We start from the raw sequence: 15,803 nt of genomic DNA on the forward strand, positions 1-15,803 counted from the left end.
AATATCATGGGCGTTAGCGGCCTCATATCTGCAATGAAGACATGCGAGTTGTGGAAACACTCCTTCAAAAATTATAGTGGACTTAGAATTACTGTATTATTCAATTTAAAAACAGCAACCATAAATATGAGTTTTCACACGGTCTGCGTACAATGCCGCCCCTCATACTTAAGCTTCCAACCAACTAAGCCTTTTCATTGCCTTGGCAGAAAGGCTAATTTCCATCCTTAGAATGAATAGCCATTTCATTTAACCTAGCTGGTAGTACTTGTATTAACCGTAAAATTGAAGATATAGTAAAAAGGAACAATAAATTCGTGCCCTTAATTTGCGCTTGGAAACGCTTATTTTTAGTGGCCAAACCTTGTTAAAAGCGCGAATAAAAATTAATTACTTGTCGGAGTGCTTCACTGGTAACCCAGTAAGCTGAGACCGCGAAAGTGGGATCCGTAGAACCTGATCAGGCTAATACCTGCGAAGGGAACAAGAAAATACAATGCACACAGTGCTTACAATAAGCGCAACACTGTGGCTCGAATAGGTAATAAAGCAAGCGATGTGAAGGTTAGGATAGATTAAGTGTAGAAAGTGAGCGCAAACAAGGGCGCAAACATCTAGGCTAAAACAACGATAACTCTCATCACGCAATTTTTTATTACTTTCGAGTAAAGCCGGGGTTAAAACCTTTAACCTCACACATTGTATTCTCCTTCACTCCTGACAAGCATTTTTAAACCTAAACGTAAAAGGCCAAAATGCTATGTCGAACAGACGCGAACAGCGCCAACAGGCTCAACAATTCATCAATGAGCTAGCGGGCGAAGCTTACCCCAATTCCACACGCCATTACGAAAGCGGAAGTCGAGACGACATCCGCGTTGCCATGCGCCTTATTCATCAGCACGACAGCTTAGTCGGTGGCACCGAAGAAAAAAGCCTAAAGCTTTTCCTGCCTTAAATATTCAACACAAACCAGCCTCTTTATTTGACTACGTCCTCATCCTCCAATTTCAGCGCCTGCTGCGGTTTAGGCGGTTGATATTCACTAATATACTCGAACTGCAAAGATCATCGTGTTTTTTCTTCGTTTCGCTTTCGACGAAATTTCTGTTAAGTGAAATGAAGACAACATGGTATAAAAATCAACACTATTTATTTTTTGGTATACCTATTCTTGCTCGTTTTTTCTTGTCCTGTTGGCACAATTGTCTAACATTTACCATATGTTTATGGATGATAATTTAGCTGGTTTAGCTCAGGCAGATGGATACTGTATTTCAATCATTTATTTTGGCGTGTCGAATTCTTAAAATTCCGGTATCTCCGGACGACCTAATTCGTCAGTTTTCTTTAGATGGCGTTAGTTGTTCCATTCAGGAATTGCAGCGTGCTTCAAATTCACTTGGCATCAAACAGCGACTAGTAAATTTCTCGTCGGGTATATTGCGTCTAGATATGCCCTGTCCAGCTGTTATCACATTTGAGAACAATACAAGCTGCGTGATTGTAAAGGCTGTAGTGATTGAAGAGAGTGAACAGTTTGTCGTTGTATTCTCTGACCAACAATCGCCTAATCAGCTGACCAAAACACAATTGCTAGCATTAAACCCAACGAAATGCTTATTTCTTCAACAAGGTGTTAAAGAAAAACTAAGAGAAAAGTTTGATATTCGTTGGTTCATACCTGCTTTAAAAAAATACAAAAAACTATTCTATGAAGTACTGCTCGCCTCATTTTTTCTTCAATTGTTTGCGTTGATAACGCCTTTCTTCTTTCAAGTTGTGATGGATAAGGTGTTGGTTCATAGAGGCTTTACTACCCTTGATGTGCTCGCAATCGGGTTTCTCGCTGTAGCAATTTTTGATGTGATTTTGGGCGGAATTCGCCAGTATCTATTGATGCATACTACCAATCGAGTAGATGTTGAGCTGGGCGCTAAGTTGTACCGACATCTTGTTGGACTGCCTATGAATTTCTTTGCTAACAGGCAAGTGGGTCAAACGGTTGCTCGGGTGCGAGAGTTAGACAGTATAAGAGAATTTATTACTGGGTCCGCACTCACGCTGTTGATAGATGTTGCGTTTACCATCGTCTTCTTCATTGTTCTGTATTACTACAGCCCACTTCTTACTGCGATAGTTGCTGGCTCTTTGCCCTTTTACATTCTTTTATCGCTTTACATTACGCCCATACTCAGAAATCGATTAAATCAAAAGTTTGCATATGGCGCAGAAAATCAAGCGTTTTTAACGGAATCCATTAATGGTATTGAAACGGTTAAATCCATGGCCGTTGAGCCTCAAATGCAGCGCAAGTGGGAAAACCAACTCTCTAACTTCGTTACCGCATCATTTCGCTCAGGGCACCTATCCAACATAGCCAATCAAGGCGCAGGTTTTATTAGCAAAGTGGTCACGCTACTGATTATTTGGGTCGGGGCGCATTTAGTTATTGCTGGTGCGATGACCGTTGGTCAATTAATTGCGTTTAACATGATTGCGGGAAGGGTCAGTGCCCCAATTCTTAAAATTGTGCAACTATGGCAAGACTTTCAGCAAGCCGCTATTTCCGTAAAACGGCTCGGTGATATTTTGAATACGCCTACCGAGCCGGGGTACGACCCTAATCGCACCACCTTGCCTTCAATTGCAGGCAAGGTTGAATTTGACAATATCTCTTTTCGTTATAGTCCCAATGGTCAAGACATTCTTTCTGGGGTCAATCTAAACGTTTCAGCGGGTGAGTCTGTGGGTATTGTTGGACGCTCTGGCTCAGGAAAAAGCACACTGTCAAAACTAATACAACGACTCTATGTGCCTACTCAAGGACGAGTGAAAATTGACGGTATAGATCTTTCTATGGTTGATACTGGCTGGTTGCGCAGACATATTGGTGTCGTCCTGCAAAACAATATGCTTTTTACTGGCACAATTCGCGAAAACATAGCGCTAGCTAACCCTGCTGCCAGTATCGATGACATCGTTAATGTAAGCAAAATGGCAGGTGCGCATGACTTTATTGTTGAATTATCAGAAGGCTATGACAATCAAGTAGGAGAGCAAGGGAGTAATTTGTCGGGTGGTCAACGACAACGCATCGCCATTGCCCGTGCATTGCTGACTAATCCTAATATCTTGATTTTTGATGAAGCAACCAGTGCGCTGGACTATGAATCAGAGCATATTATTCAGCAAAACATGGCGCAAATTAAACAAGGGCGAACAACGTTTATTATTGCTCATCGACTTTCTACCGTGCGTCAATGCGATCGGATAATTGTGGTTGATAAAGGACGCATAGTGGAGCAAGGCACACACGATTCTCTAATCGCACTAAACGGCTACTATGCCAAGCTCAATGCACAACAAGCCCCGACGCCAAAACAGAAAAAAATCACCATCGTTCGACAAACCTCAAACAGTAAAGTGAGCTAAGTATGAATTTTATCAAGGGATTGAGTAAGCGCTGGAAGGAACGAGGAAAAACGGGTGATGAACATTTTTCGGACTTAAGGCTTTACTTCTTGCCCGCTGCGCTAGAAATACAACAAAAGCCGCCTCACCCCAAAAGTAAACTGATTGCGCGTATGTTAATGGCCTTATTTAGCTTTGGCGTAATCTGGGCCTGCATTGGAGAGGTAGATATTGTTGCCACCTCAGAAGGACAGCTTATTCCTAAATCAAGGCTAAAAGTTATCCAACCCATGGTGCTGGGCAGTGTTCACAAGTTGCACGTTGTTGAAGGTCAACACGTAATAGCAGGTGAAGTGCTTATTGAACTTGAAACAACACAAGCACAAGCAGAGCTAATTAGTTTAGAGGAGCAACTGGCTGATATAGAAGCAAGACTACATGGCTTCGACTTGTTGACCAATCATGTTTCTCAATTGAAGACACAAACCGCGCTCGATACGTCTTCTATTGCAACAGCACATCACTACTGGGTAGTAAACAAATGGGCCGATTACACCAACCAAATGCAGCTCCTTGAACAGCAAATTGCAACGCAGCAACACAAAATTGCAGCCTCCGAAGCGTCGAATAATAAGCTGTCTCAGCTTCTCCCTATTATGACTGAGAGGGCCCAAGCACTTAAGAGTCTGAGCGATAAACAAGTCGCGGCACGGCTAGATTTTTTAGCGGTTGAACAAGAGCGCATTGCCGCAGAGCAAGACTTGCAAACCGAGCAAAAATCGCTCGCAGCATTAAAGTCAGAACTTTCCACCATAAAAGTGCAATTGGCTTCATTAAAGTCGAAAACGCTCACCGATATAAGCCAACAAAAATTGGACTTATTGGCAACACAATCCTCGCTAAGCCAGCAGCTCACCCAATCAAGAGACTTGCTAGACAAGCAAACCCTTCGCTCCCCTGTTAATGGTGTGGTAAAAAACTTGGCAATTACCACGATTGGCGCCGTAGTTACCGCCGCAGATGAACTCATGACTATTGTACCTACCGGGGATGAAATGGAAGTAGAGGCCTTTATCGAAAACAAAGATATCGGCTTTGTGCATGAAGGCCAAAGTGTGGAAGTAAAAGTGAATACCTTTAATTTTACGAAGTATGGCGTGATTGAAGGCGAGCTTAAGCATATTTCAGACGATGCGATAGAAATTGAAAACAAAGGCTTGGTATTTCCAGCACGAGTCAAACTCTCTCGCCAGCACATCATGGTTAACCAGAAAAGAGTCAATCTACAACCGGGTATGTCGGTGACGGCTGAAATAAAGACGGGGAAACGCCGGCTGATTGAGTTCTTTATGTCGCCGTTGTTGAGAAATAAAGCCGAAAGTATGAGAGAGAGGTAAGCAAATATGATTGAGCTAAAATTTCCAGTAAGGCTATGTTTTCAACATATTGTAATTACGACGCTTTGCATATTTGCGTTTTTGACAATGCCTATTTCCTCGCTTTATGCGTCAGACCATAAAAATAGCAAAGAACAAAAACCAAATTGGAGTATGGAAATAAACAATGAACCAGAGGTGTGTGAGGGGTTTCTCGACTATCTAAATAGAAAACCAGTGTTCTACTATGCCACTGGGTTGCAACCAGACCCCGAATTCGCAGGTTTTTCACTTCCAGTATTAACCCCTGTGAAAAAAGAAGACTTTATACATATCCCTGTAGCACTGCACCAAAAGTGGTTAGTTTCTTTAAAAGAATTTGGGAGAAAGCCTTTTCCGAATGAGCCTAAATCTGAGCAAGAACATGTAGAGCAGTTTTTTGCAAACGAAGCGCGCTTGTATACGGCTGACTTGGATATAAATAACGACTCGAAACCAGAGCGCGTTTTGGTGCGTGTCGAAAATACATTTTACACATCCATTGACACAGTTTCATATATGTACCATGTGCTTAAAGAAGACAATACGTTAAATATTCAGTTTAAAGGCAATGTTTCAGGTATGCCTTTCTTTATTGACAAAACGTTTTATGTGGTCAAGGTAACGGATATCTATGCAGACGTACATAAACCAAGCATTCCATACAAGCAAACTTCAGGTGTCTCAATCGGGCTTAGACTTTGTTCATATCGACCAACACAATAGAGGAAAGTTATGATAAATCTTAGGTCACTTACAACAGCAGAATATGAAACTCTCCGGTTTTCATAGATTACTTCGTTCGAAGACTATGATCCAGAACCGTATATTGATTCGGCCAATATTGTCACCATTGGCTATGGCTTCAATATTGAAGAGCTGGGAATCTTAGATGTGGTTTTAGAGCAAGGGTTTGGTATGAACCTATCTCTCGCTCGCGATGAAGCATTTAGAGATTCAGTATTAACGATTACAAGGAACAATTCATTATCTGAAACTGACGTCAGGTTGCAACTAAATAGTCTTTACGAAGCCTATACTGGTGTAGCTGGCGCAACGTTTCAAATTCCTTCGATGACAGCGGCAAGAGATGTTTTTGATGCTCTCACGCCAGTATTTGAGACAAAACTCGATAATTTTTTACCCTCTCCTATGGGAGAATCACGGGAACGTCTCGCACTTCTGTCGCTTGCGTATAATCAAGATGATAGTTCACCTAGCCCACTATTAGGGACAAAATTGCAAAATGCGCTAGCTGCAAATGACAGAGCTGCCGCTTGGTTCGAGATTGTTTATAACTCGAATGGTCAAGGGGGGAATTTTGCAAATAGGCGCTATTTAGAAGGGGCTATGTTTGGGCTATTCAGTTCGGACAATCCAAGTCCAACTGAAGCCAACGCCACACTTGATTTCTATTTAAGTAAAATTGCAGATATCAGAATATACGAGGCAGCAAACTTTACAGCAGCAAAAAACGAGATTGCTCAAAACTCAGAATTTCAAGGCATTGTCAATTCATTTGCCCCGCCCCTTCACTATACAGCAACTGATTATTTAAAGCCCATATCTGATGTCATTATCGAGCGCTATGTGTCAGACACGAATGTAGCAGCTTCTATATCATCTAGAAATTTCGACGCAGTCGTCCTTGGCCTAATTGGTTTAGATAAAGATAGGCCAAATAGAATTGCAGCTTTTAATCATAGAGTTGCAGATACAGACGACCTCTTGATTAATATTGATGACGCTGATAGTGAGATAGGGGGCGGCCTTGGCGATGATGTACTAATTGGTAATGCGAAAATAGACACTTTGCGAGGATTGGAAGGCGATGATGTCTTAATAGGTGAAGGTGGAAACGACATTCTTACAGGTTGGTCCGGTGAAGATATTCTTTATGGAGGAGAAGGCAATGACAAACTGTATGCCCAAACTGAATCCGATTTCTCTTCAACAGACAGGGATGAACTCTATGGAGGAGAATGTAACGACGAATTATATGGCGATAATGGAAATGATCTTCTTGATGGCGGCACTGGAGCAGACAGGCTGGAAGGAAAAGGAGGTAACGATTCCTACTATGTAGACAACCAAGGAGACATTATTGTTGAAAAAAGTAATGAAGGTGACAACGATAACCTATTTGTGCTAGCAAACTATGATTTAGCCGATGATGTTCATGTCGAAAATATTTTTCTATTAGATGACCCTGCTGTTAATAATTTTTCAGGTAACAATCTCGACAATACCATTCATGCCGCTACTGTCGGTGCTGCTATCAATGGCGAAGGTGGAGCAGACACCATCTATGGCGGTGAGGGAATTGATATTATCGATGGAGGAAGCGAAAACGACACTATTTACGGTGGAGGCAATAGTGACACTCTTATTGGTGGTCAGGGCGCAGATGAGTTATACGGTGGCGAAGGCTACGATACCTACATAACTGATGCAGAAGACATCATTCAAGATAGTGATGGCATTGGCAGGGTCGAACTTAATGGGAATATACTCACAGGTGGTAAACGCGTTCGCAACTCCATTACTCGTCGATATATAGGTGATGATGGGCAGGAATATGTTTACGATGATGTTAGCGGCAGCTTATTTGTTGTTGGTGGACCTGAAATCAAGAATTTTGTTAATGGAATGCTGGGTATTACCCTGAGTGCACCTAAAAAAACGCCACCGCCACCTCCACCACCTCCACCACCTAAACCTCCCGTTCCACCCAGTGACCCGCTGACACTAGATTTAAACGGTGATGGTGTTATTGACACCTTATCGCTAGCAGACGGTGTTAATTTCGATTTGAACAACAATGGCTTTTCAGAAAAAACAGCATGGTTAGCCTCTGATGATGGATTTCTTGTACTCGACAAAGATGGAAATGGCCTTATTACCGAGGGTAATGAGCTATTCGGTACTGAAACACTGCTTGAAAATGGTGAATATGCGTCTAATGGTTATGAGGCACTTATCGAACTTGATGACAATGAAGATGGCAAAATTAGCAGTGCAGATAGCATCTATTCAGATTTACTTGTGTGGCGTGACTTAAACAGTAACGGTATTTCAGAAGCAAATGAATTATTGAGCTTGTCCGATTTGAACATTACTGAAATCAGCGTTAATTACGCGGAAAATGTATTTACTGATGCTAATAACGTGCAACATCGAGAGCACAGCACGTTCACTTATGCTGATGGTACAACTGCAATAACAAACACTTTGTGGTTTGAATTCGATTCTCGCGACACTATCCCTGTTGAAGTGCACAATGGTGAAGGTATCTCATACTCTGAAGATATTGCAGCTTTGCCCGATGCTTATGGATTTGGCAATGTCTATTCGCTTCGTCATGCGATGTCACTAGACCAATCGGGTGAGCTACAACGCTTGGTTGGTGAGTTCGTCACTGAGTCAGACTCCGCTCAAAGAAAAAGTTTACTTACTCAAATCATACTTACTTGGTCTGGTCAGACTGATACTGACCCATTAAGCCGAGGAAATGGCATTGATGGTCAAAAACTCGGTGTTGTCGAAGCCTTTTGGGGTGATTCTGCGTTGGTTGAACAGCCTCAGGGGGAATACGCTGCATTATTAGAAACAGTTTACCAAGGACTGGAAGACTCTTTGTACACACAACTCATGGCACAAAGCCACTTCATTGACCTGTTTGAATTGGTTGTGTTTGATGATGCTAGCAACGTTGAAACAGCAGATTTTTCTCAGGTAAATCAGTATTTCTTCGATTTGTTTGCTATAGAAGATGCTTCAAGTCTTGATTTATGGCGTGAGTTTGAAGGCTTTGCTGTAGGTATGAGCCCATATGGCGAAAAAAATGTGTATCAAACATTCATTGAATCATTTGAACAAGGGGCTATTGCATCGAGCAGGTTAGTAAGAGATACGGCGTTAGAACTTCTGAGAGATGGTGATACGATCACAGGTAGTGACGGAAATGAACGACTTTCTGGTGGCGACGGCGACGATATTATTGTTGGAGGAGCTGGGAACGACGTTCTGATTGGTGGTGAAGGCAGAGATGTTTACGAGTATAAACTGGGGGATGGTAATGATCGAATCCGTAACAAGGATGAAGATGTAAATAGCTTCGACCGGTTGAATTTCGACAATTCTATTGCGCCAGAAGATGTAACACTTTCTCGTCAAGATGATGCACTGTTAATTAGATTGGTTAACGGAGACGCAATCACAGTTGAGAGCTTTTTTGTTGATGATGCTGCAAACGGTTACGGATTAGATGCTATATCATTTGCAAATGGCTCAGAATGGACTCTTGAGCAAATTAAGGAGATGGTTCAACAGCCAACAAATGAAGCCGACCACATATATGGCTATGCAATTGACGATACTCTCTCTGGTGAAGACGGCAACGATACAATTGAGGGCGCTGACGGAGACGATTGGATAAGCGGAGGGGTTGGCTCTGATGAACTTCGCGGCGATGGCGGGAATGATACGCTTGTAGGTGGTGAGGGTGACGATGTACTCATCGGGGGTAATGGGCAAGATATCTACGTGTACAACCTTGGGGATGGAAATGATAGAATTTCAAATAAGGACGAAGACGCGTCAAGCATAGACACACTCCAATTTGGCGCACAAATACTACCCAATGAAGTATCGCTTATTCGAGAGTCAGATAATTTACTCATTCACTTTAACAACGGCGAAACGCTGACAGTAGATAGCTTCTTCGTTGATGATGGTGGGAATGGATACGGTCTGGATTTAATCACGTTCACCGATGGAACCACATGGGGCCTCGAACAAGTAAAAGCATTCGTGCAAGTGCCAACTGATGGGGATGACAGGATTTACGGTTATGCCACTGATGAAACGTTAGTGGGTGGTCAAGGAAGAGACACTATCATTGGTCAAGCTGGTAATGACACATTATTGGGTGAATTAGGTAACGATAATCTTAATGGGGGGACGGGAAACGATATTCTAGATGGAGGAGAAGGAGACGATTTCTTGAGTGGTGGCGATGGAGCGGATATTTATCGTTTTGGCGTTGGATATGGTAAGGACAGGATTTTCGAAGAGAGTAGCCTAGAAGAGGGTGCAATTATAGAAATGGTTGGAGACCTGACTGCTTCAGACATCAGCTTCCATAGATATAACGAAGATTTAGTCATTTATATCAACGGAAATTACGAAGATGTACTGCGAATAGATAATTATTTCATTGCATCCAGACCCATCGATAAGATCACATTCACTGATGGGACGATGTTAGAAGCCATCAACACTGCTGGCGTATTTCTAGAGGCGGATAGGGCTGGCATTAATTTTATGCCTTCCCCTAACGAAGGCCGCAACAATGAAACGGGCAATGCAGCTATTTTTATCAATAGCGTAACGCGAGAAGAAAGAGGTTATTACCTCGGGGGGACAGACAAATCTGATGTGTTAGTTGGGAAAGCGTTGGACGATGAGTTAAGAGGGTTCGAAGGTGATGATGTCCTCGTTGGTGGTGCTGGCGATGACAAGCTATATGGCGGTGATGGAGAAGACCGCTATGTTATTGGCCGTGAATCTGGTAGAGACATTATTTATGACGATAATGACATTAATACCGTTGTCTTTTCTGACGACATAAGCCCCGCAGATTTGTATATTGATGGTGTTGGTCAGTCATATTGGGAAATTTTCTTAGGCGAAGATCAGAGTATTGTTTTAGAGGCAAGTACCATATCCACGTTTGAGTTTTCGGATGGTACTACTTTAGATAAAGAGGGTTTGGTGAATGCTATTGCAGAAGCGAATAACGCACCAATAGTAAACCAATCCATTGACGATCAAGTGCATGATGAAGATCAGTTTTTTGATATCGACCTGCCATTATCTAGCATCTTCTCTGATTCGGATTATCGAAGTACGTTAAGCTTTTCTGCGTTGCTTGAAGATGGTTCCGAATTACCCGACTGGCTCACATTTGATGAAAATGGTCTTCGCGGAACGGGTGATAACTCTGCTGTAGGTAGTTATACCCTTGTTATTACTGCGACGGATAATTATGGCGCTCAAACATCTACATCCATGTCACTTGAGATTTCAAACGTGAATGATGCGCCGGTTGTATCTGTTCAAATTGAAGACATAACCGTTGCTGAAAATGAAGCAATTGACTGGTTTTTACCAACAGATACGTTTAACGATATAGATGGTGATGTGTTGAGTTTGAACGCAACACTTTCTGATGGCTCAGCCTTACCTGCTTGGATGGTTTTTGATAGTGATACAGGCCACTTAGTTGGTACACCACCTGATGATGTTAGTGGTGCAATTGATATTATGATTACCGCGACAGACCCATTTGGAGAGCAGGCAAGTTCAAGTTTTCAGCTATTAGTGCAGTCGCCTGATGATTCTGGTGGTAGTGACGGTGGCTCAGGCGATGGTTCAAATGGTGGAGGTACCAACCCCAATGACTTATCGGGCAATGATGATATGGTTGGAACGGATTGGGGTGATGTACTGGTATCAGGTGATGGCGATGATCATTTAACAGGATTACAAGGTGATGATTACCTCTTTGGTGGGGCGGGCAATGATACGTATATTATTGGTACTAGCTCTGGAAAGGACTCCATAATAGACGTTGAAGGTCAAAATGTTATCCGTTTTGTGGACGGTATTGGTTTTAACGATGTCGCTTCTGGATTGGTCAGGTCCGGCAATGATTTAATTTTGAGGATAAGTGGTGGCCTGGATGAAGTGAAAATCAATAACTTCTTCTCATTAGCAAATACCATTGAGAGGCTAGAATTTGAGAATGGTAGTCAGATTACCGCATCTCAATTATACGGTGCATTTGGAATATCACCGCCAAGTGAAAATGGGACGGCACAGGATATTTTAGTAGGAGACAGTAACGATAATAACCTCGCGGGTACTGCTTCATCCGATATTATTCTAGGTGATATTGGTGCTGATACTATTTCAGGAAATGAAGGAGACGATTACTTATTTGGTGAAACTGGCAATGATACCTACTTGATTGGGAGGAATAGCGGAAAAGACACCATCATAGAGAACGTTGGCCAAAATGTTGTTAGGTTTGTTGAAGGTATTACGTTTTCTGAAGTTGCGTCAGGTCTTTTGAAATCGGGTGACGATTTAATCTTGAGGATCGCCAATAGCAATGACGAAGTTAAGATTACTAAGTTCTTCACTCAAGCTAACACGGTTGAGCGATTTGAATTTGATACAGGTGGTCAGTTTACAGCCAGTCAGATATTCCAAGTATTTGGTATTATGCCTCCATCCAGTAACACGAGTACCGCTTTGAATTCACTGGACAGTGATATTGGTAGTTTTGTGGATGAGTTTGGTCATTTTGAACTGATTGGCGATTTTTCTCGGGAGCTAGAGAGTAAAAGTGAAAATCAAGTGCTAATTGGTAGAAGCTTAAAGCCCATGGAAGAGCATTTGGGTCTTGCTAAACTGAATGCTCAACTAGACGGCATAATTGCGGTGATATCAGACCCACAAGAGCTTGGTGAGGATATTGTAGGGGTCAAACCGATAGACGATAGATACTACATTACGCCTGTTCGACCACCGTTAGATTAAATTAATCTGAACCTTGTACTAGGATGAGAGCCGAGACATATAATGCTCGGCTTTTTTTTGGAATACCTAGCATGAAGTCGAATGTTAGTGTGAAGGTTGTATGAGTTACAATTTAAAAAAGGCCAATATAAATTGAAATGGCGTGATTTTATGCGAGGTTGAGGTTTACAGAGTTACGTTATGGTATTCTATTTAGTGGGTTTACGTGTTAAAGGCGACGAAACTTGAAATAGTAAAACTCAATGCTTCTTGATTTGAAAGAGCGACCATGAAGAAATGTTTGTGCGTAGTGATATGAAAATAGCCCCCGATCTAACAAAACCTTTTAATATTGCAAGCTACGCACTACTCACTATGATGATCGCCCAAGTTTGCGATCTAGAGCCGGGTGATTTCATACATACGCTGGGTGATGCGCACTTGTACTCAAATCATCTTGAACAGGTAGAGCTGCAGCTCAGTCGCGAGCCGTTTGCGCGCCCTACAATGGAAATAAACCCAGAAATAAAAGACATCTTTGGGTTTTCTTTTGACGACTTCACGCATAAAAACTACCAGTCACATCCACATATTAAAGCCCCCGTCGCAGTGTAAGGCGTTACCATGAGTACTCCAATATTGGTCTGCGACGACTCGGGTTTCGCAAGGCATCAAATGGCACGTAGTTTGCCTGACAATTGGGATGTAGATGTTTCTTTTGCTGAAAATGGCGAACAGGCGCTTACGCTTATTCGTCAAGGTAAAGGAGATATAGTTTTTTTAGATCTCAATATGCCGGTTATGGATGGATATCAAACGATGGAAGCCATCCGAAGATTCGACTTACCGTGTTTGGTAATCGTTGTGTCGGGTGATGTGCAGGCACAAGCGCGAGAAAAAATGCTGGCGCTTGGTGCATTAGATTTCATCAGAAAGCCCATCGATAACGAAAAGCTCAGCCATATATTATCGTCGTACGGTATCTACAGCGGTGAGGGTCAAAGTATAAGACGAATTAACGCTATTTGCTATCCTCTGTGACAGCTGGCTTTAAGGCTTGTTTCATGCGATTTAGGTTCAAAAGCAGGAAGCAATTACGAATTAAGTGTAGTCAAGATAAGAAAATAGGCTGATCATTGGGACTGAAAAATTGTCTCGATATGTGCAACATGATGCCTCAACACATGAGTGTTCAAGCTATATTGGTGGTGAGGCTGTTAAGCGCCAAAGTCAAAATCACGCTGAATGACGAAATCATCAAGCCGCGTTAGTTGCATAGACTCATTTAGTGGTGGCGCTCTGCATGAGTTGGCGGTAATCGGTGAGTCTTGTTTATCCAAATGCGTCAATATCTTTTGGATAATTGCAGCCTCTGTAATGCATGCGATTATTTTAACATTCGTCTTTTTGCACGCTTCGCATACAGTAATATCGATATTGAACACTCGCTTCAACCTCTGCGCCCACGGCATGCTACGGGCATGGTATGGTTGCTCAGGGTCTTTTAGTTGCTCGGCTAAGCGAGGACTTTTCTTTCCACGTTGGGAAGCGGTGACTCGCGCTCTTACATTACTGTTAGGAGCAAACACGCCATAAAAACGAGTAAGGTTGAGTCTAGGCGGTGGAACCAGTGCAGCGAGCTTACTTATGAAGTCAAATGGTGAAAAGAAAACATGTGTAGTGCCGTCTTTGTAAGGCGTCTTGAGTTCGTATCTGATATTGCCTGTGGCGGTTAAGCTTAATCGTTTTTCGCTGACTGCTGGCCTTGCGATATATCTGCAAAGGCGCTCTAGTTTTTGTGCTTGATGCGTATCAGCGAACACTCCAGCATGTAAACTAACCCCGTCTATTTGTGCCAATTGGCCATAGGTATCTTCATCTTGTGCAGGCAAAGTTTGCAGTGTAAATACTTTCTTGCCAATATCTTTCCCAACAGCAATACGATAGTTCACTGAGGCTGCTTGCAAGTGCAACATTCCATCTTCGTCTTCTAGAGGTAAATCCAAAAAAGCACTGTTTGCATCTCGCTCAATTAAACCTGCTCTTTCCAAGTATGCGGCTATCCTATGACTGATGACATGAACAAGATGCTCCATGTCAGCATGACTAGGCGCTTTAACCCGACTGAACTTTACTTTCGCATCTTCTTGGGTGATAACGCCTTCTAAAAAGAGCATATGAAAATGAATATTGAGATTGAGTGCACTTCCAAATCGCTGAATGTAAGTCACGGCACCTGTGTTAGCTTGCTTTTTTAGATAGCCTGCTCGTTGAATAACATCTGTCGCAATAGCGCGATGAATGATTTGCATGACTTTGCTGAGCTCTTTTGGATACCGAGCGAGTAATAAACGCAGTGGGATGGGTAAACTCAACACCCACTGTCTAACAGGATAGCCACTTAAAACGTCATCTACCAACAATTTTGCGCTCTCAGCCATACGTCTTGCCCCGCAACTTGGGCAAAAGCCACGTTTTTTGCAACTAAAAGCGACCAGCTTCTCATGCTTGCAGTCATCGCATACTACGCGCAAAAATCCGTGTTCAAGGCGACCGCACTTAAGAAATTCTTCAAACTCTTTTTCTACGTGCTTTGGCAGCGACTTCCCTTGATGTGAAAGCTGCTCCAGAAATTCAGGATAGTGACGTTCGACTAATTGATACAGCATTGTCTGCTCTGGCCGATGTCGTTTATATGTATGAGAGTGAGCTTCTAGCAATAGTGTCCTTACCAAATTTTGGCACATCAGTGTGCAGGCGATCTTCGTGTTAGTCTACTGGCCTTTGAGATGGAAAATTCATTGCTCCAAGGTCCGGTTTACGTACAGGCTGTGTGAAAACTATTGATCACCTTTTGGTCTAAGCAGACTTTTTATATGATCAATCGGTCTTAAGTATCGGTCCTCAATTGATATCTGAATTGGTACAATAAACTATAAAAAAATTATAGGTTTCAATCACATGTCGAGATTTATCGAAGGCCAAAGCCGAACACAAAGCACGCTGTTCCCCGAAGTTTTAGATGACTACATCCATGAAAATAATCCGATTCGTGCAGTCGATATGTTTATCAATTCATTAGATTTATCTGACTTGGGTTTTGCACGTTGCCAACCAGCCAAAACAGGTAGGCCAAGCTATTCTCCGGCAACCATGCTCAAGATTTACCTTTATGGTTATCTTAATCGCATTCAATCAAGCAGACGTTTAGAAAAAGAAACGCAGCGTAATGTCGAGTTGATGTGGCTGGTTGAGCGTCTTACCCCAGATTTTAAAACGATTGCTGATTTCAGACGTGACAACGGCAACGCGATACAACAAGTCTGTAAGCGCTTTGTGTTGATATGCCGTGAACTCAATATGTTTACGGATGCCATCGTGGCTATT

7 protein-coding genes, 2 pseudogenes and 1 riboswitch are annotated in these 15,803 nt (G+C 42.4%); of the genes and pseudogenes, 8 read left to right on the forward strand and 1 reads right to left on the reverse strand.

Translation table 11 applies throughout. The features are described 5' to 3' along the window. The first annotated feature begins 388 nt into the window (after window positions 1-388). Window positions 389-500: riboswitch (TPP riboswitch) on the forward strand. A 260-nt stretch (window positions 501-760) separates the two neighbouring features. From KO518_RS08925 to KO518_RS08955, 7 genes and pseudogenes are all read left to right on the forward strand, one after another. Then, complete coding sequence (locus KO518_RS08925; protein WP_252736072.1) at window positions 761-958, forward strand: hypothetical protein; 198 nt, start codon at window positions 761-763, stop codon at window positions 956-958. Between the two features lie 305 nt (window positions 959-1,263). Beyond that, entirely contained in the window at window positions 1,264-3,435 is a 2,172-nt protein-coding gene (locus KO518_RS08930; protein WP_216025512.1) for a type I secretion system permease/ATPase, read from the forward strand. Window positions 3,436-3,437: 2 nt separating this feature from the next. Further along, window positions 3,438-4,811 (forward strand): HlyD family type I secretion periplasmic adaptor subunit, encoded by a 1,374-nt coding sequence (locus tag KO518_RS08935; RefSeq protein ID WP_216025513.1) that lies wholly within the window; start codon window positions 3,438-3,440, stop codon window positions 4,809-4,811. A 6-nt stretch (window positions 4,812-4,817) separates the two neighbouring features. After that, window positions 4,818-5,555: a hypothetical protein gene (locus tag KO518_RS08940; RefSeq protein WP_216025514.1), complete on the forward strand. Its 738-nt coding sequence runs from the start codon at window positions 4,818-4,820 to the stop codon at window positions 5,553-5,555. 168 nt (window positions 5,556-5,723) lie between these two features. Beyond that, complete coding sequence (locus KO518_RS20135; protein ID WP_216025515.1) at window positions 5,724-12,437, forward strand: calcium-binding protein; 6,714 nt, start codon at window positions 5,724-5,726, stop codon at window positions 12,435-12,437. A 321-nt stretch (window positions 12,438-12,758) separates the two neighbouring features. Then, a pseudogene (gene thyA / locus KO518_RS08950) lies at window positions 12,759-13,031 on the forward strand (thymidylate synthase); the annotation flags it as partial. Between the two features lie 9 nt (window positions 13,032-13,040). After that, window positions 13,041-13,421, forward strand: a pseudogene (locus KO518_RS08955) (response regulator); the annotation flags it as partial. 212 nt (window positions 13,422-13,633) lie between these two features. Here KO518_RS08955 and KO518_RS08960 read toward each other — a convergent pair. Further along, complete coding sequence (locus KO518_RS08960) at window positions 13,634-15,163, reverse strand: transposase (protein ID WP_371742284.1); 1,530 nt, start codon at window positions 15,161-15,163, stop codon at window positions 13,634-13,636. 214 nt (window positions 15,164-15,377) lie between these two features. Between KO518_RS08960 and KO518_RS08965 the strand changes: the two genes are divergently transcribed. Then, window positions 15,378-15,803, forward strand: a 426-nt coding sequence (locus KO518_RS08965) for a transposase (protein WP_216025517.1), incomplete at its 3' end; no start/stop codon positions are given.

The sequence above is a fragment of the Aestuariibacter sp. A3R04 genome, assembly GCF_018860805.1.
Classification (GTDB): domain Bacteria; phylum Pseudomonadota; class Gammaproteobacteria; order Enterobacterales; family Alteromonadaceae; genus Alteromonas.